At 60.3% G+C, this 24,489-nt stretch carries 18 protein-coding genes and 1 tRNA gene; 6 read left to right on the forward strand and 13 right to left on the reverse strand.

Translation table 11 applies throughout. From position 1 onward, the window contains the following. Positions 1 to 73: 73 nt before the first annotated feature. The 5 genes from M2A_RS02310 to M2A_RS02330 all read right to left on the reverse strand — a co-directional run bounded on the left by M2A_RS02310 (position 74) and on the right by M2A_RS02330 (position 6,378). Positions 74 to 2,026 (reverse strand): polysaccharide biosynthesis protein, encoded by a 1,953-nt coding sequence (locus M2A_RS02310; RefSeq protein ID WP_045442506.1) that lies wholly within the window; start codon positions 2,024 to 2,026, stop codon positions 74 to 76. Between the two features lie 99 nt (positions 2,027 to 2,125). Next, positions 2,126 to 3,112: a UDP-glucose 4-epimerase GalE gene (gene galE / locus M2A_RS02315; protein WP_045442507.1), complete on the reverse strand. Its 987-nt coding sequence runs from the start codon at positions 3,110 to 3,112 to the stop codon at positions 2,126 to 2,128. A 36-nt stretch (positions 3,113 to 3,148) separates the two neighbouring features. After that, the gene (cysC, locus tag M2A_RS02320) at positions 3,149 to 5,062 is read right to left on the reverse strand and encodes an adenylyl-sulfate kinase (protein WP_045442509.1); all 1,914 of its coding nucleotides are present in this window, start codon (positions 5,060 to 5,062) and stop codon (positions 3,149 to 3,151) included. A gap of 12 nt (positions 5,063 to 5,074) precedes the next feature. After that, positions 5,075 to 5,869: a sulfate adenylyltransferase subunit CysD gene (cysD, locus tag M2A_RS02325; RefSeq protein ID WP_045442512.1), complete on the reverse strand. Its 795-nt coding sequence runs from the start codon at positions 5,867 to 5,869 to the stop codon at positions 5,075 to 5,077. A 158-nt stretch (positions 5,870 to 6,027) separates the two neighbouring features. Next, positions 6,028 to 6,378, reverse strand: a complete 351-nt coding sequence (locus M2A_RS02330; protein ID WP_045442514.1) for a hypothetical protein — start codon at positions 6,376 to 6,378, stop codon at positions 6,028 to 6,030. A 245-nt stretch (positions 6,379 to 6,623) separates the two neighbouring features. On the opposite strand from M2A_RS02330, the gene M2A_RS02335 reads away from it, so the two are divergent. Beyond that, positions 6,624 to 7,313, forward strand: coding sequence for an SPOR domain-containing protein (locus M2A_RS02335; RefSeq protein WP_045442516.1), 690 nt, complete (start codon positions 6,624 to 6,626; stop codon positions 7,311 to 7,313). A 45-nt stretch (positions 7,314 to 7,358) separates the two neighbouring features. Beyond that, entirely contained in the window at positions 7,359 to 8,012 is a 654-nt protein-coding gene (locus M2A_RS02340; RefSeq protein ID WP_045442518.1) for a carbonic anhydrase, read from the forward strand. A 35-nt stretch (positions 8,013 to 8,047) separates the two neighbouring features. Here M2A_RS02340 and M2A_RS02345 read toward each other — a convergent pair. From M2A_RS02345 to M2A_RS02380, 8 genes are all read right to left on the reverse strand, one after another. Further along, a tRNA-Lys gene (locus M2A_RS02345) sits at positions 8,048 to 8,123 on the reverse strand. A gap of 185 nt (positions 8,124 to 8,308) precedes the next feature. Beyond that, positions 8,309 to 9,448: a tRNA guanosine(34) transglycosylase Tgt gene (tgt, locus tag M2A_RS02350; RefSeq protein ID WP_045442521.1), complete on the reverse strand. Its 1,140-nt coding sequence runs from the start codon at positions 9,446 to 9,448 to the stop codon at positions 8,309 to 8,311. Beyond that, positions 9,441 to 10,502, reverse strand: coding sequence for a tRNA preQ1(34) S-adenosylmethionine ribosyltransferase-isomerase QueA (gene queA / locus M2A_RS02355; RefSeq protein ID WP_045442523.1), 1,062 nt, complete (start codon positions 10,500 to 10,502; stop codon positions 9,441 to 9,443). The genes tgt and queA overlap by 8 nt, the downstream gene beginning before the upstream one ends. A gap of 98 nt (positions 10,503 to 10,600) precedes the next feature. After that, on the reverse strand, positions 10,601 to 11,071 hold the full coding sequence (locus M2A_RS02360; RefSeq protein ID WP_045442524.1) for a peptidylprolyl isomerase: 471 nt from the start codon (positions 11,069 to 11,071) through the stop codon (positions 10,601 to 10,603). Positions 11,072 to 11,085: 14 nt separating this feature from the next. Further along, complete coding sequence (locus M2A_RS02365) at positions 11,086 to 11,631, reverse strand: peptidylprolyl isomerase (protein ID WP_045442527.1); 546 nt, start codon at positions 11,629 to 11,631, stop codon at positions 11,086 to 11,088. Between the two features lie 48 nt (positions 11,632 to 11,679). Further along, positions 11,680 to 12,186, reverse strand: coding sequence for a pantetheine-phosphate adenylyltransferase (gene coaD, locus M2A_RS02370; protein ID WP_045442530.1), 507 nt, complete (start codon positions 12,184 to 12,186; stop codon positions 11,680 to 11,682). 12 nt (positions 12,187 to 12,198) lie between these two features. Further along, a complete protein-coding gene (gene gyrA, locus M2A_RS02375; protein ID WP_439645648.1) occupies positions 12,199 to 14,862 on the reverse strand; it encodes a DNA gyrase subunit A in 2,664 nt (887 codons plus the stop codon). A 484-nt stretch (positions 14,863 to 15,346) separates the two neighbouring features. Next, positions 15,347 to 15,826, reverse strand: coding sequence for a single-stranded DNA-binding protein (locus M2A_RS02380; protein WP_045442531.1), 480 nt, complete (start codon positions 15,824 to 15,826; stop codon positions 15,347 to 15,349). A gap of 352 nt (positions 15,827 to 16,178) precedes the next feature. Between M2A_RS02380 and uvrA the strand changes: the two genes are divergently transcribed. From uvrA to M2A_RS02400, 4 genes are all read left to right on the forward strand, one after another. Further along, the gene (uvrA, locus tag M2A_RS02385) at positions 16,179 to 19,274 is read left to right on the forward strand and encodes an excinuclease ABC subunit UvrA (RefSeq protein WP_081875333.1); all 3,096 of its coding nucleotides are present in this window, start codon (positions 16,179 to 16,181) and stop codon (positions 19,272 to 19,274) included. A gap of 151 nt (positions 19,275 to 19,425) precedes the next feature. Continuing rightward, on the forward strand, positions 19,426 to 21,516 hold the full coding sequence (locus tag M2A_RS02390) for an alkaline phosphatase D family protein (protein WP_197052816.1): 2,091 nt from the start codon (positions 19,426 to 19,428) through the stop codon (positions 21,514 to 21,516). A gap of 59 nt (positions 21,517 to 21,575) precedes the next feature. Beyond that, positions 21,576 to 23,003 carry an amidase gene (locus M2A_RS02395; RefSeq protein ID WP_045442535.1) on the forward strand — a complete coding sequence of 476 codons (1,428 nt, stop codon included), beginning with the start codon at positions 21,576 to 21,578 and terminating at the stop codon, positions 23,001 to 23,003. Positions 23,004 to 23,038: 35 nt separating this feature from the next. Beyond that, a complete protein-coding gene (locus tag M2A_RS02400; RefSeq protein ID WP_045442537.1) occupies positions 23,039 to 24,463 on the forward strand; it encodes an amidase in 1,425 nt (474 codons plus the stop codon). Positions 24,464 to 24,489 lie beyond the last annotated feature (26 nt).

Genomic DNA, 24,489 nt, shown 5'->3' on the forward strand with positions numbered 1-24,489 from the left:
ATATGTAAGAAATAAAATAATATTTCAGGTTTTAACAGTTGTCCCCGCCCTTAACCTAAACGGATTTTCCGGTTCAGGCAGAAGGATCCTCGCGCATGGGAAAAGCGGATGAGGCTTCCTGGTCTTCCAGCCGGTCCGCGCGGGTCGCAAAATCGGGCAGAATTCGCTCGAGAAGCTCCCGGGTGCGCTCATGGTCGGACGCGCTGGCCGCTTCGATGAGCGAATCGAGCATTTTCCCCACAAATGCCTCGTCGGGCACCCGCGGGCGGGCTAGCATGATGGCCTCGTGCGAGCTGTTGATCAGCGCCTCTTGATGCTGGAAAAGGATTTCATAGAGCCGTTCGCCGGGGCGCAAGCCCGTAAAGGTGATTTCCACGTCCTTGCCGGGTTGAAGGCCGGCCAGACGGATCATTTGCCGGGCCATATCCAGAATATTGACAGGCTCGCCCATATCCAGAACGACAATGCCTCCCCCCTCCTCCAGGGCCGTATCGCGCATGGTGGAAGCCTGAAGCACCAGTTCGACCGCCTCCCGGATGGTCATGAAATAGCGCGTCATACGCGGGTCCGTGACCGTGAGGGGGCCGCCCTGTTCCAACTGCCTCTGGAAAAGCGGCACAACGGAACCTGCCGAGCCCAGCACATTGCCGAAGCGCACCGTCACGAAGCGCGTACCGCCCTGTTCGCGCCCGCGAATGTCCTGCGTCTGGCAATAGGTTTCCGCGATGCGCTTCGAGGCGCCCATGACGCTGACGGGCTGAACGGCCTTGTCCGTGGAGACCATCACCATCATCTGGATATGATGGGCGATGCAGGCATCGGCGACATTGCGCGTGCCCATGACATTCGTGAGCACCGCTTCAGCCGGCTGCGATTCCAAAAGCGGCACGTGCTTGAGCGCGGCCGCATGGAAAACGATTTCCGGCTTTTCCCGTTCGAACATATCGAAGAGCGCTTGGCGGTCGCGCACATTCACCAATCGCGCATTGCGCTCGATACCGGGAAATGTCCGCGCCATTTCGCCGTCTATTTCGAAAAGATTGAATTCGCTGGCATCGACAAGCGTTAGCTGCGACGGCGTGAAAGCGGCAATCTGGCGGACAAGTTCGGAACCGATGCTGCCGCCCGCCCCTGTCACAAGCACGCGTTTGCTGGTGAGAAGTGCTGCCATCGCTTTCCGGTCGAGCCGGGCCTGTGGGCGGCTGAGCAGGTCTTCTACGTTGATCGGCTGAACCGCAATGCGGTTGCTGTCGGCAAGCTGCAATTGCGACATTTCCGGCAGGCGCGAGAGGCGGATCCCTTCTTCCTCGGTCAGCTCCAACAGCTTTTTGACGGGCTCGCCCTTCAATGCCGGGTCGGAAAGGATGAGATGGCCGATATGCTCGCCCTGGCTACGCAGGCGCCTGACGATCTTTGCGATCTCTTCTGATCCGCCCAGAACCTTCACGCCCCTTATGCGGCTGCCGACGGGTCTTTCCTTGTCCGCATTGATCAGACCGGAGACATGGTAAGGGGCATTGCTGCTGCGGGACATTTTCCGGATAAAGGCTTCCGCTTCGTCCGTTACCCCTACAAGAAGGACATTCAACCGCTGCCCTTTCGGAGCGCCTTTCGCAAACCCGGGTTGGCGTTCATGCCAAAGGCGGAAGACAAGCCGGCTGCCAATGAAAAGGCCGCTCAGGCAGAGAATATTAATGCCGATGAAGGATCTCGGGAAACCATCCAGACGGGTGGTTAGAAACAAAACCGCCAGAAAAACCAGATTGATGAACACGGCGGTGCGCGCCAGCAGGATTGCGTCGTCGACCGAAACCCAGCGCCAGGCAATTCGCCCATGGCGTGAGAAGAAAACCGAGACCGCCGCGATGCCGATAAAAATACCGGTGGCAAGCACTGTCAGATCGAAACGCTGCTGGACCCCGTCCACCCCGAGACGCAGGGCAAGCGAGATCGGGACCGAGAGGGCCGCCAGAAAAATATCTATGGCGAGAATAACGGCGTTTCTGAACCGGTGGGAGATCACCATGGGCGGTATCCATCATCCTTTTGCGCAGCGTTTGACCCTCTTTAGCACGTGGTCAAGCCCAGAGCTAGAATAAGGCGTTGGATCACAAATAAGACAAGGTTAGCGGGTTTTCTCGGGAAGCGCTTCTTCCCAGGCCAGGGCATGACGGACAATCTGCTTAAGATCGTCAAAACGGGGGGTCCAGCGCAGGTGCTGCTTGAGCATGTCCGAATTGGCAACGAGCGCTGCCGGGTCGCCCGCGCGGCGGGGTTCTTCAACCGCGTTAACCGGCCGTCCGGAGACCTCTTCAACCGTGTCGATGACCTCGCGGACCGAAAACCCGTGCCCATAGCCGCAATTGGCTGCGAGCGAGGCGCCCCCGCCACGCAAATATTGAAGTGCGGCCATATGGGCGGCGATCAGGTCCGTGACATGGATATAGTCCCTGACGCCCGTTCCGTCCGGCGTGTTGTAATCCGTGCCGAAAATGCCCATTTGCTCTCGCTGGCCAAGGGCCGTCTGGCAAGCAATCTTGATGAGATGGGTTGCGTTGCGCGTGGACTGGCCCGAGCGGCCCCCAGGGTCGGCGCCGGCCACATTGAAATAGCGAAGCGCCACATAAAGCAGATCATGGGCTGCGGCCGTATCGCGCAGCATCCATTCCGTCATCAATTTGGACGTGCCGTAAGGAGAAATGGGTTTAAGGTCCATGTCCTCCGTGACCGGCGACGTCTCGGGCATGCCGTAAACGGCAGCGGTCGAGGAGAAGATGAAATGTTTCACGCTGCTTTGCACGCAAGCCTCGATCAGGTCGCGCGATTTGGCGGTGTTGTTCAGATAATATTTAAGCGGGTTCTCGACGGATTCCGGCACGATGATCGAACCGGCAAAATGCACCACAGAATCGATTCCGTATTGCCGGATTAGATTGCCGACAAGGCCAGTATCGCCGACATCGCCCTGATAAAAATGCGCCCTCGGGTGGACAGCCCAGCGAAAGCCGGTGGAAAGATTGTCGAGAACGACCACTTCCTCACCGGCATCCACAAGAGCAAGAACCATGTGACTGCCGATATAACCGGCGCCGCCGGTGACAAGAACAGCCATGTACTTCCCCAGGTTAGCGTGACACGTTACGCCAACTTATACGCGAAAATTTCTCTCCACATAATTAACCAGGGTTTCCAAGCATTCTTCGAGCGGCGTTTCGGCCGTATCGATGACCAGATTCGGTGAATCCGGTTCCTCATAAGGCGCCGAAATGCCGGTAAACTCTTTGATCTCCCCGGCAATGGCTTTCTTGTAGAGCCCTTTAGGGTCGCGTTGCTTACAGGTTTCCACATCCGCTTTGACATAGATCTCATGGAAGCCGTCGCCGGCTGCGGCCCGCGCCCGGTCCCGGTCCGAGCGATAGGGAGAGATGAAGGAGGTAATGGCCAGCATCCCGGCCCGCTGGAAAAGCGCCGCGGTTTCGCCCACACGGCGGATGTTTTCCGCCCGGTCTTCCGGAGAGAATCCGAGATTGGCGTTCAGCCCGTGGCGCACATTGTCGCCGTCGAGCACATAGGAGTTGTAGCCTTTCTCGAAGAGCAGTTTTTCAAGCGCGACAGCAAGTGTCGATTTGCCTGCGCCCGAAAGGCCGGTAAACCAAAGAACGCCGCCTTTATGGCCATTGCGCCGCGCCCGTTCTTCGATCGAAACACCATGTTCGACGCGCGTGATGTTGGTCGACTTGGTCGCCATGATCATGGCGCGCTGGTCGGCATATCCTTCCATGGAAATGATGCCGCCGCCGGCAATATCGTATTTATCGACAAGCACGAAACGGCCCGTGCGGCCATTGCTAGTGAACTCGTCCAGGGCGAGCATACGGCGTGAGCGGATGGTTACTTCCGCCACCTGATTGCGTTCGACCTGTTCGGACTCGGAATTGGAAAGATCGCTCGTATCGATGATGCGGTCGACTTTCTGCACCGTAACGGGAGTGTCGAAGGTTCCCAGCTTGAGTTTGTAGCTCTTGCCGGCGGTCAAAGGTTCATGCCCCAGCCAGAACAGGCGCGCCTTGAAGACTTCCGTTTCGATCGGCGCTTCTTCAACATGGCTGATGAGTTCGCCGCGCTCGACGAAAATCTGCTCATCGAGTGTGATGCCAACGGACTGACCCGCCGCGGCTTCCGACGGGGGCGTGAAATCTTCGCGGGCCGACCAGCTTTCGATGGTTTGTACTTTGGCGGTTTTGTTCGACGGCGAGAACATCAGCGTGTCGCCGACTTTCAGCCTGCCGGACTCGATGCGCCCGGCGATGATCCGGCGCTGGTCGAATTTGTAAACGTCCTGCACCGGAAACCGCAAAGCCTGATCCACCAGCGGGGCATTCGGCAAAAAACTGTCCAGAGCTTTGACGACCGTCGGCCCCTTGTACCAAGGCATGCTTTTCGAGCCATTGGCGATATTGTCGCCTTCACGCGCGGAAACGGGAATGACGAAAGTCGGCTCCACACCGATCGAGCGCAGGTAGTCGCGGTATTCTTCCTCGATCAGATCGAACTGTTCCTGTTCATAGCCCACAAGGTCCATCTTGTTAACGGCAACGGCGACCTGGCGCACACCCATCAGATGAAGCAGATAGCCATGGCGGCGGGATTGCTCGCGCACACCTTCTGCCGCGTCGATGATCAGCAGCGCCGCATCGGACTGCGCCGCGCCCGTGATCATGTTCTTCAGGAATTCTTTGTGGCCCGGCGCATCGATGATCGTGTAATCGCGCGCTTCCGTCTTGAACCAGATCTGGCTCGTGTCGATGGTAATGCCCTGGTCGCGCTCAGCCTGCAGCGCGTCCATGAGGAAGGCATATTCGAACGGCACGCCGCGGCGTTCGCACATCGCTTTGATGGATTCATATTTACCATCGGGCAGCGAGCCCGTGTCATGGAAAAGCCGGCCGACCAGCGTCGACTTGCCGTGGTCGACGTGACCGACGATGACGATTCTGAGAAGGTCCCGGGCTTTTTGCGCATCCGGGTTGATAGAAGCCAGTTTCACGTTTGTCTCACCCATTTTCCCGGTTCCTTATAGATAGCCGTCGGCCCGAAGACGTTCAAAGGCGTCTTCGCTTTCATGGTCCATGGCGCGGCCGGACCGTTCGGAAATCTTCGTCGTGCGCAATTCCTCGATAATCTCGGGAATCGTCGTCGCATTGCTGTCGACCGGGAACGTGATGTCCTTGTCGCCCAGCGACCGGTAGCGTTTGCCGTCTTTGGCAAAGTAAAGTTCGATCGTGGGAATCTGTTCACGCAACGTGTAAGCCCAGATGTCCACTTCCGTCCAATGCAAGAGAGGATGCACGCGGATGTGCGTGCCGGGCGGGAAATCGGTTTTGTACTGATCCCAGAATTCCGGCGGCTGATCGCGGAAATCCCACTGCCCGCCCTGGCCGCGCGGCGAGAAGACGCGCTCCTTCGCGCGCGTGGCCTCTTCATCGCGCCGAATGCCCGCGAACAATGCGTTGAACTGATATTTCTCGATCGCCTTTTTAAGGCCGGCGGTCTTGCGGGCTGCGGAGCGGGCAGCCGGCGGCAGGCTCTCATCCATTTCGTCCAGCGGCGGGCACTCTTCGCGCAGGAATTTCAATCCCCACTCATCCGCATAGCGGTCGCGGAAGGCATACATTTCCGGAAACTTCTTGCCGGTATCCACATGCATGACGGGAAACGGCACATGGCCGAAAAACGCCTTGCGCGCCAGCCAGATCATGACGTTGGAGTCTTTCCCCAGCGACCACAGCATCGCGATATTCTCGATGCGGTTAAACGCTTCACGGAAAATGTAGATGCTTTGGCTTTCCAGCTGATCCAGCCGATCCATCAATGTGCTCCCGCAATTCCACTTTTTTACAAAAAAAGAATGTATTAAATTCAGTTACCCCGTGGGCGACTGTGATTTAATAGTCCGGCAAGACGAATGCAAGTGCGAATTCTGAGGATCGGACCGGATTCATGCTGTGCGCTGCCCGGCCGCCCCTGCTACGTCCGGTAGGAAGGAACCGGATGGTAGCGCGGAACGGATTGTTGGCGCCGCTTTTCCTCGCCGCGGGCGCCGGTTTTACGCAGCGGGCGGTTCATTCTCGTCAATGCCGAGTAACGTCCCTCAAGGCTAGCAGTGTCTTTAAGCCGGGTTCCGGGCAAATTTGGGGCGGCGAAGATGGAAGGCACGCTGCGCGGCGAGAGCGCCGATTGGCGGGCCTCCTTGGCAAGGCGGCGCGAGGTCACGGCCAAATGCGCCAAAAGAAGCACCAACAAGCCGCCGGCAAATCCGTAAATCCCGGCTTGCGCGCCCAGCGGCCAGGCGTCAAAAGGCAAGGCATCGAGTGTCATGAAGGGTCTCCCTTTATTTATGCCCGCCCTTACGCAAAAAGCCTGCCGGGCCGCAGCGTCCGTTTTCCAGGCATTGGCAAGGCAATTTCCTGTACCAGCCGCCGGAGCCGCTCAAGCCTTGGGCAAAATGCGTAATGGTTAATCAGTTCTGAACCGGCCTTCCCGTGTGCGTCAATTGACCGCCTATAGCGACTCGCATAACAGTCGTTAACCGGCTCTTTGAGCGCATATCGGCGAGATGCGGCATGGTCATAAAAAACGATCGGCGCTGGCTTTTTCTGAGCCTGCTTGGAGGAGCGCTCAGTCTTGGCGCCTGCGCCGGACAGGAGGCCGTCACCGGTGCCCCGCCAGCTAGCAAGCCCATTGCCGGTTATCAGCGGCTGGGTACCGAAAAGGAAACGCTTGAGGAGCGGGTCAACCGGCTGGAGCAGGATCTGGCGGAACTGCGGATCGATTATTCGGTGGTGCGCCCGGCCATGGAAAAACTGGTCTTTTCCGAAAACAGCCTCGACCGGCGCCTGGGCCGTATTGAAAACGCCTTCGGGCCCGCCACGGCCTCCCTCGTCGCGCCGGGCGGCGAGGCGGCTCAATCTTCGGCAAAACCCGCTGCAGTGGCCCGTATGGACCCGGTGCGCGACGAAACGAAGATGGCCGGGAAATCATCTTCTGCCGCCGGCTTTGGCATTCACCTGGCCTCATACAGAGGCAAGACGGCAGCAATGGAAGGCTGGCACATGCTCCAGCAAAGCTACAAGAGCGCCCTTGCCTCCTACCGGCCTATTATCCGCAGATTCGACGCGGGCAAAGACGGCACGTATCAGCGCCTGCTGGCTGGGCCTCTTTCCACGCACGCCGCTGCGGAAAGCCTGTGCGCCTCCCTTAAAAAACAAGGCGCCTGGTGCCAAGTGCTTGCCCTCGACCCCTCATCGCAGTAAAGCCGGGCCTTAAGAAAAGCGGCACACAGGTTGTTGAGGTCACAGATGGCGGACAATTCGGCAGAGATGGCACATCTTCTGGCTGGCTATAAGCGCTTCCGGGAAGGGACTTACGCGCAGAACCAGGAGCGCTTTGAGAGCCTGGCAAGCGCCCAGTCTCCGAAAGCCGCCATCGTTTGCTGCTGCGACAGCCGCGCCGATCCCTCCATGATCCTTGACGTCAATCCGGGCGAGCTTTTCGTGATCCGAAATGTCGCCAATCTCGTGCCGCCATATGAAACCGACGGGGCCTATCACGGGACCAGCGCGGCGCTGGAATTCGCTGTCGAAGGTTTGCATATCAAGGACATCATCGTGATGGGCCATGCGCGCTGCGGCGGCATCAATGCGCTTTATGAGAACGCGCCCAAAGGCCATAAGCGGGGCTTTGTCGGGCAATGGATGAACATCGCAACCGAGCTTGCGCTTTTCATCCGCCGCCAATATGCCCATGAAACACCGGAGAAACAGCGTGACCGGCTCGAGCGGGAATCCGTCCTGGCGTCCATCGACCGTCTGAAAACCTTCCCCTTCGTCGAAGCGGCGCTGAAGGAAGGCCGCTTGCGGCTTCATGCCTGGTTCTTCGATATCGGCAACGGCATTCTGCTGGCCTATGACGAGCAAGCAGAAGATTACCGCCCGGTCGATCTGCCCGGCTGAACATCTATCCCGAGTTTTTGAAGATGACGGGGAAATGGTGAGCCCGACAGGGTTCGAACCTGTGACCTACTGATTAAAAGTCAGTTGCTCTACCAGCTGAGCTACGGGCCCTAAAATTTGGGGGGAAAACAAGGCTGCTTTCCATCTGGTCTTGCACCGCTGCGAGGTGATTCCGCCATGGCGGTGCAACGGGGCGGAACCTAAGCGGGGCGGCGGCGCTGGTCAACCCGAATAATGGCCTTTTCCCGCCCAAAATGCCGCATCTGCCGCTGGCTGGCCGCCGGGGCCGCACCCTGTTAGAGCGGCGAAATATCGCCTTCCGCTTGCTCCTCCTTAAAACGCTTGTAAAAGCCCGCGAAATCCCCTGCCTCGATGGCCGCGCGCATATCCGCCATTAGGCGCTGGTAATAGGCGACATTGTTCCAGGTGAGCAGCATCATGCCGAGAATTTCACCGTTTTTGATCAGGTGATGCAGATAGGCGCGCGAGTAATCCCGCGCCGCCGGGCAGTCGAGGCTCTCATCGAGCGGCCGGGGATCGTCGGCATGGCGGGCATTCTTCAGATTAACCTTGCCGCGGCGCGTAAAGGCCTGGCCGTGACGCCCTGAGCGAGTAGGCATGACGCAGTCGAACATATCGACCCCGCGCGAGACGGCTTCGACGAGATCGTCCGGCGTGCCTACCCCCATCAGATAGCGCGGCCGGTCTTGCGGCAGCAGCGGCGCGGTATAATCGAGCACCCGCAGCATTTCCTTCTGCCCCTCCCCCACGGCGAGCCCGCCAATGGCATAGCCGTGAAAGCCCGTCTCGATGAGCCCTGCCGCGCTTTCGGCACGCAGGTCCGGATAGGTGCTGCCCTGCACAATGCCGAAAAGCGCCTGACCTTCATGGCGGCGCGGATGGGCCTCGAAGGCCTCTTTGGAGCGCACGGCCCAGCGTTGGGAAAGCTGCATGGACTCCGCCGCCTGTTTTTCGGTGGCCGGAAAGGGCGTGCATTCATCCAGCACCATTTGAATATCCGAGCCCAGAAGGCACTGAATATCGATGCTGCGTTCGGGCGAGAGCATATGGCGCGAGCCGTCGAGGTGCGATTGAAAAGTCACCCCCTCCTCCGACATCTTGCGCAGCTTGGCGAGCGACATGACCTGAAAGCCCCCGCTATCGGTCAGGATCGGCCCATCCCAATTCATGAACTTATGAAGCCCGCCGAGCGAGGCGACGCGCTCCGCGCCAGGGCGCAGCATCAGATGATAGGTGTTGCCGAGCAGAATATCCGCACCGGTGCCGCGCACTTGCTCCGTATAAAGCGCTTTGACGGTTGCCGCCGTCCCCACCGGCATGAAGGCGGGCGTGCGGATGACCCCGCGCGACGTATGCACGGCGCCAAGGCGCGCCTTACCGTCTGTGGCGCGAAGGTCGAAACGGAACTCACTCATCGTCTTGTTCTTTCGGCATCAGCAAGCAGGCATCCCCATAAGAATAGAAACGGTACTGCGCGCCGATGGCATGGGCATAGGCCGCTTTCATTTCTTCCGTTTCCCGGAAGGCGGAAACGAGCATGAAAAGCGTCGATTTGGGAAGGTGGAAATTCGTCATGAGAATATCCACGGCTTTGAAACGGTAGCCGGGCGTAATGAAGATATCCGTCTCGCCGGACCAGGCGGCAAGGTGGCCATCTTCACTTGCCGCCGATTCCAGCAGCCGCAAGGAGGTCGTGCCGACCGAAACGATGCGTCCGCCTCTCGCACGCGCCTCATTGAGCTTGGCGGCGGTCTCAGCGCTGACCTCGCCCCATTCGGCATGCATTTTATGAGCGTCCGTATCCTCCGCCGTCACCGGCAGGAACGTGCCTGCGCCGACATGCAAGGTGACGCGGGCGCTCTCCACGCCGCGCCCCGCGAGCGCGTCGAGCAGCGCTGGGGTGAAGTGCAGCCCCGCCGTTGGCGCGGCGACGGCGCCCGGCCGGTCGGCAAAGAGAGTCTGGTAATCCTCCTTGTCCTCCTCATCCGTCTTGCGCTTCGAGGCAATGTAAGGCGGCAAGGGAAGTTCGCCTGCCGCGGCAATCGCCGCATCGAGTGCGGGACCGGAGGCGGAAAATTGCAGTACGGTTTCCGCCCCGTCCCGGCTTTCGGTAAGGGCATGAAACCCCGCCGTGAAATCCACACGGTCGCCGGGCCTCAGCCGTTTGGCAGGCCGGGCAAAGGCTTTCCAGCGGTCCGGCCCAAGGCGCAGATGCAGCATGATCTCGACCTGCGCTTCTGCTTCTTCGCGTTTGCGGGTACCGCGCAGGCGGGCGGGAATGACTTTCGTGTCGTTGAAGACCAAGACGTCGCCCGGCTTTAAAATTTGAGGAAGATCGCGCACGCCGGCATCTTCCAGCCGGCCTTTATCCGGGCCGACCACCAGCATCCGCGCCGCATCGCGCGGGCGCGCCGGGCGCAGCGCGATGCGCTCTTCGGGTAATTCGAAATCGAAAATGTCCACCCGCATGAGGCAGTTCTCTATTGTCTCTGTTTAAAAAAAGCGGGACACAATGAAAAAGCGGGCCGGGGCCCGCTTCCTCAGCTTCCGAAATCTCTTAGCGCCGATTAGGCGTCCGCGGCAACTTTCATCGAGACGATCTTGTCCGGATCCGGCACCGGTTCGCCGCGCTTGATGCGGTCCACATGTTCCATGCCGTCGATCACCTTGCCCCAGACCGTATATTGCCCGTCGAGGAAGGTGGCATCGTCGAAGCAGATGAAGAACTGGCTATCGGCGGAATTCGGGTCCATGGCGCGGGCCATGGAGCAGACGCCGCGCAGATGCGGCTCGCTGCTGAATTCGGCGGCCAGCTTCTTGCCGGAACCGCCGGTGCCCGTACCCGTCGGATCGCCCGTTTGGGCCATAAACCCATCGATCACGCGGTGAAAAACGATCCCGTCATAAAAGCCGTCACGGGCCAGTTCCTTGATGCGGGCGACGTGGTTCGGCGCCAGGTCCGGCCGCAAGCCGATGGTGACACGGCCCCAATCGAGATCGAGAAAGAGCGTGTTTTCAGGGTCTTTGATATCGGTCATTCAATCCTCAGAGTTTAATAATTGGCCGCGTCGGCGACATCCGCTGCGACGACCATCCGTACGATTTTATCGGGATTTGCAGGCGGCTCGCCGCGCGCGATCTTGTCGACATGCTCCATGCCTTCCACGACCTGGCCCCAAACCGTGTACTGACCGTTCAGGAAAGAGGCGCTGTCGAAGCAGATGAAGAACTGGCTATTGGCGCTATCGGGATGCTGCGAGCGGGCCATGCCGAGCGTGCCGCGCTCGAAGGGAATGCGGGAGAATTCGGCGCGCAGGTCCGGATAGTCCGACCCGCCCATGCCGGTGCCCGTCGGATCGCCCGTCTGCGCCATGAAGCCTTCGATCACGCGGTGAAAGATAATGCCGTCGTAAAACCCTTCACGCGTCAGCTTCTTGATGCGCTCGACATGTTTCGGCGCCGCATCGGGCAGAAGCTCGATCACGACCCGGCCGTCTTTCAGATCGAGATAAAGCGTGTTCTCAAGGTCCCGGGCCTGTGCCGGAAGGCTGAGAATCGCCATGCCCGCCAGGGCGAGAAAAAATGCTTTCAATCGCATATGTGCAACCTCACTTACGGTACGCCCCAGCGCCCCGGTTCTCTTAACTCAGTCGTCGTCTTCCTCGAACCGCTTGTGCAGCGCGGCGGCCACCCGTGCAGGTACGAATTTTTCCAGATCCCCGCCCATCGCGGCAATCTGCCGGACAAGCGTCGAAGAGATGATCTGCAATCCGGGCGCTGCCGTCAAAAACACGGTTTCGACATCCGGTGCCAAAATGCCGTTCATGCCGACCATCTGCGCTTCATATTCATAATCGGCAGGGCCGCGAAGTCCACGGATAATGATCTTCGCATCGGCCTTGCGCGCGGCTTCCACCACGAGGCCGCTGAAGGAGGTGACGCTGACGCGGCAGCCTGCCTCCCGGGCCATCTCGGCGGTTTCCTCCTCGATCAGCCGGGCCCGGTCTTCAAAGCTCAGCAGTGCCTTTTTCGTGGCGCTGACGCCGATGCCGACCACCACATGATCGACCAGACGGAAGGAACGGCGGATCACATCGAGATGGCCATAGGTCACCGGATCGAACGATCCCGAATAGAAGCCCACACGTTCCATAAGCACCCTCGTTTATTCTTGTTCTTCGTCTTCGTCGGAGCTTTCATCGATATGTTCCACCGAGACGACGCGCTCGTCTTTGTTCGTGCGGAAAATAACGACGCCCTGCGTGGAGCGTCCGGCAATGCGCACATCGTTGACTGGGCAGCGGATAAGCTGCCCGCGGTCGCTCACCAGCATGATCTCATCATGATCCTCGACGGGGAAACAGGCGGCCAGACGGCCGTTCCGTTTCGTCACGGCCATGGCGATGATGCCTTTGCCGCCGCGGCCCGAGGTCCGGTATTCAAGCGAGGAAGAGCGCTTGCCATAGCCGTTTTCGCTGACGGTCAAGAGGAACTGCTCCGCCGCACCGATCTCCGCATAGCGCTCGGCGCTGAGCGCCACGTCGCCTTCTCCGGCTTCATCGCCCTCTTCATCCGCCGCGATTTCCTCCGGCACGTCTTCGTCCCCGGCCGCCCGGCGCATGGCGTTCGACTGCTTGAGATAGGCGCGCGCTTCGGCAGGCGAGACGTCGAGATGCCGCAAAATGGCCATGGAGATGACCGTGTCGGAAGCATCAAGACGGATACCGCGCACGCCGGTCGAGGTGCGGCCGGAAAAGACACGCACATCCGTCACGGGGAAGCGGATGCAGCGCCCATTGGCGGAGGTCAGCACGATATCATCGTCTTCCGAACCGATCCGCACCGCGACAATCCCGTCATCGCCTTCGATCTTCATGGCGATCTTGCCATTGCGGTTGATCTGCACGAAGTCCGACAGCTTGTTCCGGCGCACATTGCCCGAGCGCGTGGCAAAGAGCACATCGAGCTCGTGCCAGGTATCCTCGTCTTCGGGCAGCGGCATGATCGTGGCGATCGTCTCACCCTGCTGCAGCGGCAGAAGATTGACGAGCGCCTTGCCGCGCGCCTGCGGCGTTGCCAGCGGCAGGCGCCAGACCTTCATCTTGTAGACCATGCCGGTCGAAGAGAAGAACAGCACGGGCGTGTGGGTGTTCGCGACGAAAAGACGGGTGACGAAATCCTCGTCCCGCGTCGACATGCCCGAGCGGCCCTTGCCGCCGCGCCGCTGCGCCCGGTAGGCGGAAAGCGGCACGCGCTTGATGTAGCCGAGATGGCTGACGGTAACGACCATATCCTCACGCTGGATAAGATCCTCGTCCTCCATTTCGTTGGAGGCGTCGGTGATCTCGGTACGGCGCGGGGTGGCGAATTCTTCGCGGACTTTCGTCAGCTCATCCCGGATGATTTCCAGCACACGGGCGCGGCTCGACAGAATTGCCAGATATTTGGCAATCTTTTCGCCCAGCGCGTTGAGCTCGTCGCCCACCTCGTCCCGGCCGAGCGCCGTCAGACGCTGCAGGCGCAGATCGAGGATCGCGCGGGCCTGGGTCTCGGAAAGGCGGAACGTGCCGTCTTCCTTGATCAAGTGCCGCGGGTCATCGATCAGGCGGATCAGCGGCGCCACGTCATGGGCGGGCCAGTCCCGGCTCATCAGGGCATCGCGCGCCGCGCCGGGATCTGGCGCCGTGCGGATGAGCTGAATGACCTCGTCGATATTTGCCACCGCAACGGCAAGGCCGACCAGCACATGGGCCCTGTCGCGCGCTTTGTTCAACTCGAACTTGGTGCGCCGCGTCACGACCGTCTGGCGGAACTCGACAAAAGCCTCGAGCAGTTCCTTGAGGTTCATCGTTTCCGGGCGGCCATGATAGAGCGCCACGGTGTTGCAGCCGAAGCTCGTTTGCAGCGGCGAGAAACGGTAAAGCTGGTTGAGCACCACGTCGGGCACCGCATCGCGGCGCAGCTCGATCACGACACGCATGCCCTGCCGGTCGGACTCATCGCGCAGATCGCCAATCCCCTCGATCCGCTTTTCGCGGACGAGTTCGGCAATCTTTTCGATCATCGAGGCTTTATTCACCTGATAGGGAATTTCGGTGATGATGATCGCCATGCGGTCCTTGCGGACTTCCTCGATCTCCACCTTGCCGCGCATGACGACGGAACCGCGGCCCAGATGATAGGCGCTGCGGATGCCCGCCCGGCCGAGAATGAGGCCGCCTGTCGGAAAGTCCGGCCCCGGCACGATTTCCATGAGCTGGTCGATGGAAAGATCCGGGTTCTCGATCAGCGCGATACAGGCATCCACCACTTCGCCCAGATTGTGGGGCGGAATATTGGTGGCCATGCCGACCGCGATACCGCCGGCACCATTGACCAGAAGGTTGGGAAATTCGGCCGGCAGAACCTTCGGTTCGCGCTCGGAATTGTCGTAGTTGTCCTGATAATCGACCGTGTCTTTGTCGATGTCGTTGAGAAGCGCATGGGCGGCTTTGGCCATGCGCACTTCCGTGTACCGCATGGCGGCGGGCGGATCGCCGTCAACCGAGCCGAAATTGCCCTGCCCGTCGATCAGCGGCAGGCGCAGCGAGAAGTCCTGCGCCATGCGCACCAGCGCGTCATAGATCGAAGAGTCGCCATGAGGATGATATTTACCGATCACGTCCCCGACCACGCGGGCGGACTTGCGGTAAGGCTTATTCCAGTCGTAGCCGTTTTCGCCCATCGAGTAGAGAATGCGCCGGTGCACGGGCTTCAGCCCGTCCCGCACGTCCGGCAGCGCACGGCTGACGATCACGCTCATCGCATAATCGAGATAGGAGCGTTTCATCTCCTCCTCGATCGCGATCGGGCTTACATCGCGCTCCGGCGGAATGCCGCCGCCAGTGCCGCCAGGGCCTCCGCCCGAACCATCGGAGCCCCCTCCATTGCCCAAATTTCCACCGCCTTCCGGGAGAGGTTCATCGCCCGGTGCTGTCGTGTCATGCGTGTCGGACAAACTTGCTTACCTTCAAAAAACTGCCCCGGAAGCAGGATGCGCCGGGGCACATAATCGAACCCAGAAACGGATAAGGACGGCTGCCCGAATCCCCTGAAATATGAGACGCGAAGAATAGCATTTCACCCCTTCAAGGGCAATGATCATATGCCCTTGAAAGGACCCCTTAAGTCCCTGACTTTCAAAGAAAAAATGCCTTCAGGAAAAGAGCCCCGCGCGCGCTCTTTGCCGCCTCGGAAACAAAGCCCGAAACGGGCGCGTTAAAACACGAAGGGCGGCTTGCGCCGCCCTTCAAAACCTTGCTTCGGAATGACCGTCAGAACGGAATTTCGTCGTCCATGTCCTGATTGAAGCTGCCGCCGCCGCTCTGGCCGCCGCCGAAATTGCCATTGTCATAACCGCCCGAGGAGCCGCCGAAATCGCCCCCGCCGGAACCGCCGCCGCTGCGCCCGTCCAGCATGGTCAGCGACGAGTTGAAGCCCTGCAGCACGACTTCCGTCGAATAGCGGTCCTGGCCGGACTGATCCTGCCATTTGCGGGTCTGCAATTGGCCTTCCAGATAGACCTTGGAGCCCTTTTTCAGATATTGCTCGGCAATCTTGCAGAGCCCCTCATTGAAGATCACAACCCGGTGCCATTCGGTGCGCTCGCGCCGCTCGCCGGTATTCTTGTCGCGCCAGCTATCGGAGGTAGCAACGCGCAGATTGCAAATCGGCCGGCCGTCCTGGGTGTGGCGGATCTCCGGATCGGCGCCCAGGTTCCCGATCAAAATGACTTTGTTGACGCTCCCGGCCATATGTTGCTTCTCCTCGTATTGCAGGCCCCGCGGGCATCGCAGCTTAAAACAGGCGGCGCGCGGAACGGAATAATCTGGACGCGACCCTAAAGGAAAGCCCAGAGCGGGGCTATAGGTTCGGCGGAAATGGTCCCGCTTTACCTGTGGACAGAATGGGCCTGGCGGCTCTTGCCAGACTCAACGCCGCGTGGCATTTGTTCTTATTATGTTCCATAAGTGGCAGGAAGGGTCAAGAAGCCGTGTCCGCCCCCTCGCGCAGGGGTGAAAAATTCCCCGATGCGCTATATGAACGGCCAGACGGTTTTCACCCGCCCCGACGCCCACACGAAGCCAGTTAGGATTTTGACGCGCCATGCAGAAGTTCATCACCGTTTCCGGCGCCCGCGAACACAATCTGAAAAACATCACCGTGCAGATCCCGCGCGACAAGCTGGTGGTGATCACGGGCCTGTCCGGGTCGGGTAAATCTTCGCTGGCGTTCGACACGATCTATGCGGAAGGCCAGCGGCGCTATGTGGAGAGCCTCTCGGCCTATGCGCGCCAGTTTTTGGAGATGATGCAGAAACCGGATGTGGACCAGATCGACGGTCTCTCCCCCGCCATTTCCATCGAGCAGAAAACCACCTCGCGCAACCCGCGCTCCACGGTCGGCACGGTGACGGAAATCTACGACTATATGCGCCTGCTTTGGGCGCGTGTCGGCATTCCCTACTCCCCGGCCACGGGCCTGCCCATCGAAAGCCAGACGGTCACGCAGATGGTGGACCGCATTATGGCGCTGCCCGAAGGCACGCGGCTTTACCTCCTCGCCCCCATCGTGCGCGGGCGCAAGGGCGAGTACCGCAAGGAATTCGCCGATCTGCAAAAACGCGGCTTCCAGCGCGTGAAGGTCGACGGGAAGTTTTATGAGATCGACGAGGTGCCGGCCCTCGACAAAAAGTACAAGCACGATATCGATGTGGTGGTGGACCGGCTGGTGGTGCGCGGCGATCTCGGCAACCGGGTAGCGGACTCCCTTGAAATCGCCCTGCCGCTGGCCGACGGCATCGCCGTCGCCGAGCTCGCCGATGCCAAGGAAGGCGAGACGCCGGAGCGCATCATCTTTTCGGAGCGTTTTGCCTGCCCCGTTTCCGGCTTCACGATCGACGAGATCGAGCCCCGGCTCTTTTCCTTCAACAATCCTTTCGGCGCCTGCCCCGCCTGTGACGGGCTCGGCACGCAATATATTATCGATGCCGATCTTGTGGTGCCTGATCCGGGATTGAGCCTGCGCCAGGGAGCCGTTGCGCCCTGGTCCCGCTCGACCTCGCCCTATTACACACAGACGCTCGACAGCCTGGCGCGCAAATACAAGTTCTCCATGACCAAGCCCTGGTCGGAGCTTCCCAAACAAGCGCAGAACGTCATCCTCTATGGGTCCGGCAATGAGGAAGTCACCTTCAATTATGACGATGGCTTGCGCTCCTATCAGACGCGCAAACCCTTCGAAGGTGTCATCCCCAATCTGGAACGGCGCTGGCGCGAGACGGACAGCAGCTGGGCGCGCGAGGAAATCGAGAAATATCAGAACGTCACGAATTGCGAGACCTGTAACGGCTACCGCCTGAAGCCGGAAGCGCTGGCCGTGAAGATCAGCGGACGCCATGTCGGTGAAGTCTCTCAGCTTTCCATCAAGGAAGCGGACAAATGGTTCGCCGAACTCGACGGCTATCTCACCGACAAGCAACTCGAAATCGCCAGCCGCGTATTGAAGGAAATCCGCGAGCGCCTTCACTTCCTCAACAATGTCGGGCTCGATTATCTCAGCCTCTCGCGCAATTCCGGCACGCTGTCGGGCGGGGAATCTCAGCGCATCCGTCTTGCCTCGCAAATCGGCTCGGGCCTCACCGGTGTGCTTTACGTGCTCGACGAGCCCTCCATCGGCCTGCATCAGCGCGACAATGACCGCCTGCTCGCCACGCTGGAACGGCTGCGCGATCTCGGTAATACCGTCATCGTCGTGGAACATGATGAAGATGCCATCCGCGCCGCCGATTATGTGCTCGATATCGGCCCTGGTGCGGGCATCCATGGCGGCCATGTCGTCGCGGAAGGCACGCCGAAAGACATCATGGCGAATACCGAAAGCCTGACGGGCCGGTATCTCACCGGCTTCGAGCAGATCGATATTCCCTCCGAGCGCCGGCCCATCTCCGATACCAGGCGTCTGAAAGTGACCGGCGCGCGGGGCAACAATTTGAAGAACGTAACGGCGGAAATTCCGCTCGGCACGTTCACCTGCGTCACCGGGGTATCGGGCGGCGGCAAGTCCACCCTTCTCATCGAGACGATCTATAAGTCCGTTGCCCGGCGGCTGACGGGTGCGCGCGAACATGCCGAACCGTTCGACCAGATCGAAGGACTGGAGTTTCTCGACAAGATTATCGATATCGACCAATCGCCGATCGGCCGCACGCCGCGCTCGAACCCGGCGACCTATACCGGCGCCTTCACCCATATCCGTGACTGGTTTGCAGGCCTGCCGGAATCGCGGGCGCGCGGTTATAAACCCGGCCGCTTCTCCTTCAATGTCAAAGGCGGGCGCTGCGAGGCGTGCCAAGGCGACGGCGTCATCAAGATCGAAATGCACTTCCTGCCGGACGTCTATGTGGAATGCGACGCCTGCCACGGGCATCGCTATAACCGCGAAACGCTGGAGGTGAAGTTCAAGGACAAATCCATCGCCGACGTTCTGGAAATGACGGTGGATGAAGCGGCCTCTTTCTTCAAAGCCGTTCCGGCGGTACGCGAGAAGATGGAAGTGCTGCAGCGTGTCGGCCTCGGCTATATCAAGGTTGGTCAACAGGCGACGACGCTGTCGGGCGGCGAAGCCCAGCGCGTCAAACTCGCCAAGGAACTTTCCCGCCGCGCCACGGGCCGCACGATCTATATTCTCGACGAGCCGACGACAGGTCTGCACTTTCATGATGTGAAAAAGCTGCTCGATGTGCTGCATGAGTTGGTCGACACCGGCAACACCGTTGTCGTCATCGAGCACAATCTGGAAGTGATCAAAACCGCCGACTGGATCCTCGATCTCGGCCCGGAGGGCGGTAATGGCGGCGGCGAGATCGTGGCTGCGGGACGCCCCGAAGAGGTGGCCGAGGAAAAACGCTCCTACACGGGCCATTACCTCAAGGAAATTCTGAAACGCCAGAAGAGCCGCGGCCCCGCCCGCAAGGCCCCGAAACGCATCGAAATGCCCATGCCTCCGCGCAAGGAAAAACCGGCGCCAAAAACCAAAGCGAAAGCCAAAACGAAAACCAAGACGGCGGAAAAACCAAAAACAGCAAAGGCACCGGTCAGGAAGACGGCGAGCAAAAAGACAGCCGCTAAAAAAACCGCCGCAAAGAAAACCGCCGGTAAAAAGAGCCCGGCAAGCAAGACCCGCCGCGCGGCCGCCGAATAAGCGGCTTGGTGCAGAATGCGAAGATGACCCCGTTCCGGCGTTGCGCCCGCGCGCCGGGCGGGCTAATCATGGCATGGGCTCTTTAGGCTGCGCGGACGTAGGGGAGCGTTGGCACAGGCTGGGTTCTGCGGCTTGCGTAATGGGGGGTAATGTGAGGGATATCAGTCGGCGCCGTTTTCTCAAATGGTTCCTGGCCGGCGCGGGCGCCTATGCGGGCATGGCCGCGCTGCCATTCACGCCCCGCTTTTCCGCGGCCCTCGCCGAACCGGGGTTGGGGCTTTATCATTTCCCGCAAGGCCTTGCCTCCGGCGATCCGCAGCCCGACGCGCTGATGCTCTGGACGCGGGTCGAAGCATTGAGCGGCGCGGATGATCCCATCGATCTTTATGTTCAGGTCTCCGAACAGGAAGACTTTTCCAATGTCGTGATCGAACAGGCTCTCCGTGCACTGTCCGAAGCAGATCACACGGTGCGCTTTTTTGCGCAAGGATTGAAACCCGATACGCGCTATTTCTACCGTTTCTTCGCCGGCCCTGATGTCACACCCTTCATTGGCCGCAGCCGCACGGCACCGGAACCGGGCAGCAAGCGGCCCGTGCGCTTTGCCATCGCCTCCTGCCAGAATTACGAGCAAGGCTATTTCAGCGCCTGGCGGCATCTCGTGCGCGAGGATAGGCGCGTGCCCGAAGAAGCGCAGATCGATTTCGTTCTGCATCTTGGCGACTTCATTTACGAGGTAACGGGCGATGTGCCGATGGACCGCACCCCTGCCCGGCTCGTGCCGAAGCTGCCCGATGGCAGCCCGCCCTGGGTGCCGGACGGCACGCGCACCTGGTGGCAGCCGGGCGCACAAGCAGCGGTGACGCTTGCCGATTACCGCCACCTTTATAAGGTCTATCTTTCCGATCCCGATTTGCAGGCGGCCCGCGCGCGCTTTCCCTTCATCTGTACCTGGGACGATCACGAATTCACCAATGATGCCTGGCAGGCCCACGACACTTACTTTGGCGAGGGAGAACCGGCACAGCGGCGCAAGGTTGCCGCCAACCGCGCCTGGTTCGAATTCATCCCCGCGATCTTAAGCGATGGACCCGGCATTGGCGGCGTTGAGAATGCCGCTACTGATTTTGTAGATGCCGCGGTCGAGGATGCGCCCTTCGAAACATATGATGACGCGTATCTGTTTGATGGTGACAACAAGACGGCACTTGAAACGCTGACCATCTACCGCGCTTTTTCCTGGGGCAGCCTTGCCGATCTCATCGTCACGGACACGCGTTCTTACCGCAGCCCGCCTGTGGTAAGCGGCGCGGTCGAAGCCCTGCTCGCCGAGGCGCCCTTGCCCCCCGTCGATATCGTCAAGACACTGGATGCCGGACGCACCGCGAATAATGGCGCGCCGCCTGAAACGATTACCTATAAGGAAACCTCCATCCCCAATCCGCGCCGCGCGGCCCCGCCCGGCACCTGCCTCGGCGCGCAGCAAAAAGCCTGGTTCAAAGAAGTGATGAAACAGTCGGGCGCGCGCTGGAAAATCTGGGCGAATTCCATTCCGGCTCTGCCGCTGCGCCTCAATCTCGGCTCCATTCCCTTCGCGGGCCTCGATACGGGCTATCTCGGCACCGATGCCTGGCAGGGCTATCCGGGTGAGTTGACAGAACTCATGGGTTATTTGCGCGAGGAAAAAATCGCCAATGTCGTTTCTTGCGCGGGCGATTATCATACCCACGCCGCAGGCCGCCTGCCCGTCGATCCCGATGCTGAGAAAACGGAATTTGCCGCCGTCGAATTCGCGGTAACGAGCATCAGTTCCGGCAATCTTTATGAAGGCGTGGAGGCCCGCTCGCGCGGCAGTGAGAGCTTGCGCCGCCTCGTTGTTTATGAAACCCCGGAAGGGCCGGTCGAGAACTGGAACAACAGTCTGGTGAACGGCGTGTTGGCGGGCCTTGCCGCCTCCGTCACCGGCAGTCCCAATGTGTCGGGCGTCTTTGCGTCGAAAAGTGCCAATCCGGGCCTCAATTTCCTCGATTCCAACAGCCATGGCTATGGGCTGGTGGATTTGACGGAAGAAGAGATTTCCGTGCGCCTCATTAATGTGGGCGATGTCAGCCGCGATGAAGGACCGGAAGGCACCGAGCTCCTGCGCACTGCACTTTTGCGTGTGCCTGCCTGGAAAGAAGGCGAAGAGCCCGCGGAATTCTCCCCCGCCATCCAAGGCGCGCCGCTTTTTCCATTCGCATGAAAGCTGACAAAGCGCCGCAGACCTGACTATCATCCCTCATAAGAAAAGAGAGGGAGCTCATGGCGTTCAACGAATATGCAGATTATGACGGGCTCGGCCTGGCGGCACTTGTCGCCAAAGGCGAGGTCAGTGCAAGCGAGCTGGCGGAAGAAGCGATCACCCGCATCGAGAAACACAATCCCACACTCAACGCCGTCGTCACCAAGCTTTACGATATGGGCCGGGACGCGGCAAAGGCTCCGGCCAAAGGCCCCTTCTCCGGCGTGCCTTTTTTGTTGAAAGATATTCTCGGCGATGTGGCGGGGGTGGAAACGCGCTCCGGCTCGCGCCTCATGCAAGGCCTGCCTGCCCCTGCTGACAGCACGCTGACACAGCGTTTCAAGGCATCAGGCGTTTCCATTCTCGGCAAAACCAATGTGCCGGAATTCGGCCTTTTGCCGATCACCGAATCCGAACTTTACGGGCCTGCGCGCAATCCCTGGAACCTGGATCATTCCACAGGTGGGTCTTCCGGCGGTTCGGGCGCGGCAGTTGCCGCCGGCATCGTGCCCATGGCGCATGCGAATGATGGCGGCGGCTCCATCCGCATTCCCGCTTCCTGCTGCGGGCTTGTCGGGCTGAAGCCGACCCGCGCGCGCAATCCGCTCGGGCCCATGCTGGGCGATATTATGAGCGGGTTGATCAGCGAGCATATCGTCTCGCGCAGCGTGCGTGACAGCGCGGCCATGCTCGATTGCACGAGCGGGCCGGAACCGGGCGATCCTTATATGGCGCCGGTGCCTGAGCGCCCCTTCCTTGAGGAAGTAAAACGGCCCGCAGGCAAACTGCGCATCGCATTTTCCACCAAGGATCTGGGCGGCAACAGCGTCCACCCTGAATGCGTGAAAGCGGTGCAGGAAACGGCAAAACTTCTCGAAGAGCTCGGTCACGAGGTTGTGGAAACGGCGCCCAATCTCAACATGGAAATGATGTCCGGCGCCTTCATGGCCGTTTGGGCCGCCGGTCTTGCCATGCAGATCGATGCGACCGCGCAATTCACAGGCAAGGTGCCGGGCGAAGAAAACCTCGAAGGGTTGACCTGGGGCCTTTACAAAGCCGGGCAAAGTATCACCGCTTCGCAATATCTCATGGCCGTGAGCGCCTTTCAGATGCTGGGGCGCGAGATGGCGCGGTTCCATGCCACCTATGATGCCTGGATGACGACCACGCTGGGCGCGCCGCCACTTCCCTTGGGCTCGGTCGATATTCATGAAACCGATCCGGAGAAAGCGTTCGCGCCCGTGCAGGCTTACGTGCCTTTCACGGCTATCGAGAATGCTACCGGCCAGCCCGCCATTTCGCTGCCGCTGCATTGGACGCCGGAAGGGCTGCCCGTCGGGGTTATGTTCGCCGGGCGCTTCGGGGAAGAAGGTTTGCTGCTGCGCCTTGCCGCGCAGCTCGAAACGGCCCGCCCCTGGAAGGAAAGAAAGCCGCAGGTCTGGAACTGACATCCGGCTGACACCGGTCTTTGGGAGGAGACGGAATGAAAAATTATGCAGACTATGACGGGCTCGGCCTTGCCGCGCTTGTTGCAAAAAAAGAGGTCACGCCGCTCGAACTCGTAGATGCCGCCATCGAGCGCATTGAAAAGCACAACCCGGCTTTGAACGCCGTTGTGCATGAAGCCTTTGATGAGGCAAGACAGACGGCGAAAGGCGCGTTGCCGGACGGCCCCTTTCAGGGCGTGCCGTTTCTCATCAAGGACCTTGGTCTGAAAGTCGCGGGCCTGCCGCGCACCGATGGCAGCCATTTCATCGGCACGCGTGTGGACAGTGAGGACAGTGAGCTCACCCGCCGCTTCCGTGCATCCGGTATCGTCATTCTGGGGAAAACCAACACCCCGGAATATGGCATCACGGGCACGACGGAATCTGCCCGGCTCGGTCCCTGCCGCTCTCCCTGGAACGAGAAGCATATTGCGGGCGGTTCTTCCGGCGGCGCGGCCTCGGCCGTGGCGAGCGGCATGGTGCCCTTGGCTCATGCAAGCGACGGGCTCGGCTCGATCCGTATTCCCGCTGCCTGCTGCGGGCTTTTCGGCATGAAGATCACCCGCGACCGCAACCCCAATGGGCCGGACGATTTCGACCGGGCCATCGGCTTCAGCGTGGATCATGTCGTCTCGCGCAGCGTGCGCGACAGCGCGGCGATGCTGGATGCGACGGGCTATCCGGAAGCTGCCTCCCCTTATGCCCCGCCGCCCAAGGCCCGCCCATATTTGGAGGAAGTGGGCGTTTCACCCGGCAAGCTGAAAATCGCCGTCTCCACGGAAACGCCGAACGGCAAGCCGATCGATCCGGAAGTTCAGCAGGCCTTCGAGAAGACGGTGGAGCTTCTCAAGTCGCTAGGCCATGAAGTGGTGGAACGCGGCCTCGGCGTCGATTACCGCCGCCTTTACCGCGCGCAAGGCATGGTCTCCGCCTCGAACTTTGCCGCAGGTATGCGCCGCCGCGTGGAACTCATCGGGCGGGAGCCGGAAGAGCACGAACTTGAAAAACTGACCTGGGCCGCTTACCGCAACGGCGCGCGCGTCACCGGTGAAATGGCGCTTTACGGCTGGCAGGAGCTGCGCCTCTTGAACCGGCAGGTCCTCTCGCTCTTTGAGGAATTCGATGTGCATCTTTCCCCGGTCATGGGCACGCCGCCGCCGGAGATCGGCTATGTCGATCCCGTCAATCTCGACCCGAAGGAAGTCAACAAACGCCAGGGCAAGGTCTTTCCCTTCACGCCGCCTTTCAACTTCACCGGTCAGCCCTCCATGTCCGTGCCGCTTTGGCAAAGCGCGTCGGGGCTTCCCATCGGCATGATGTTCACCGGGCGCTACGGCGATGAAGGCACGCTCTTCCGCCTTGCCGGGCAGCTAGAGAAGGAATGCCCCTGGAAAGACCGCCGCCCGAAACACTGGAATTAAGGGCGCCTCTTCCCTGGCATGGGGCA

It is taken from the genome of Tepidicaulis marinus (assembly GCF_000739695.1).
Taxonomy (GTDB): Bacteria; Pseudomonadota; Alphaproteobacteria; order Parvibaculales; family Parvibaculaceae; genus Tepidicaulis; species Tepidicaulis marinus.

What these genes read in the sequence shown, in the direction of transcription:
- M2A_RS02310 (WP_045442506.1), bottom strand. Translation starts at nt 2,026, where the DNA reads ATGGTGATCTCCCACCGGTTCAGAAACGCCGTTATTCTCGCCATAGAT.
- gyrA (WP_439645648.1), bottom strand. Translation starts at nt 14,862, where the DNA reads ATGAAACGCTCCTATCTCGATTATGCGATGAGCGTGATCGTCAGCCGT.
- M2A_RS02365 (WP_045442527.1), bottom strand. Translation starts at nt 11,631, where the DNA reads ATGCGATTGAAAGCATTTTTTCTCGCCCTGGCGGGCATGGCGATTCTC.
- coaD (WP_045442530.1), bottom strand. Translation starts at nt 12,186, where the DNA reads ATGGAACGTGTGGGCTTCTATTCGGGATCGTTCGATCCGGTGACCTAT.
- M2A_RS02395 (WP_045442535.1), top strand. Translation starts at nt 21,576, where the DNA reads ATGGCGTTCAACGAATATGCAGATTATGACGGGCTCGGCCTGGCGGCA.
- M2A_RS02380 (WP_045442531.1), bottom strand. Translation starts at nt 15,826, where the DNA reads ATGGCCGGGAGCGTCAACAAAGTCATTTTGATCGGGAACCTGGGCGCC.
- M2A_RS02400 (WP_045442537.1), top strand. Translation starts at nt 23,039, where the DNA reads ATGAAAAATTATGCAGACTATGACGGGCTCGGCCTTGCCGCGCTTGTT.
- uvrA (WP_081875333.1), top strand. Translation starts at nt 16,179, where the DNA reads ATGCAGAAGTTCATCACCGTTTCCGGCGCCCGCGAACACAATCTGAAA.
- M2A_RS02335 (WP_045442516.1), top strand. Translation starts at nt 6,624, where the DNA reads ATGGTCATAAAAAACGATCGGCGCTGGCTTTTTCTGAGCCTGCTTGGA.
- cysC (WP_045442509.1), bottom strand. Translation starts at nt 5,062, where the DNA reads ATGGGTGAGACAAACGTGAAACTGGCTTCTATCAACCCGGATGCGCAA.
- M2A_RS02360 (WP_045442524.1), bottom strand. Translation starts at nt 11,071, where the DNA reads ATGACCGATATCAAAGACCCTGAAAACACGCTCTTTCTCGATCTCGAT.
- M2A_RS02330 (WP_045442514.1), bottom strand. Translation starts at nt 6,378, where the DNA reads ATGACACTCGATGCCTTGCCTTTTGACGCCTGGCCGCTGGGCGCGCAA.
- M2A_RS02340 (WP_045442518.1), top strand. Translation starts at nt 7,359, where the DNA reads ATGGCGGACAATTCGGCAGAGATGGCACATCTTCTGGCTGGCTATAAG.
- galE (WP_045442507.1), bottom strand. Translation starts at nt 3,112, where the DNA reads ATGGCTGTTCTTGTCACCGGCGGCGCCGGTTATATCGGCAGTCACATG.
- cysD (WP_045442512.1), bottom strand. Translation starts at nt 5,869, where the DNA reads ATGGATCGGCTGGATCAGCTGGAAAGCCAAAGCATCTACATTTTCCGT.
- queA (WP_045442523.1), bottom strand. Translation starts at nt 10,502, where the DNA reads ATGCGGGTGGACATTTTCGATTTCGAATTACCCGAAGAGCGCATCGCG.
- tgt (WP_045442521.1), bottom strand. Translation starts at nt 9,448, where the DNA reads ATGAGTGAGTTCCGTTTCGACCTTCGCGCCACAGACGGTAAGGCGCGC.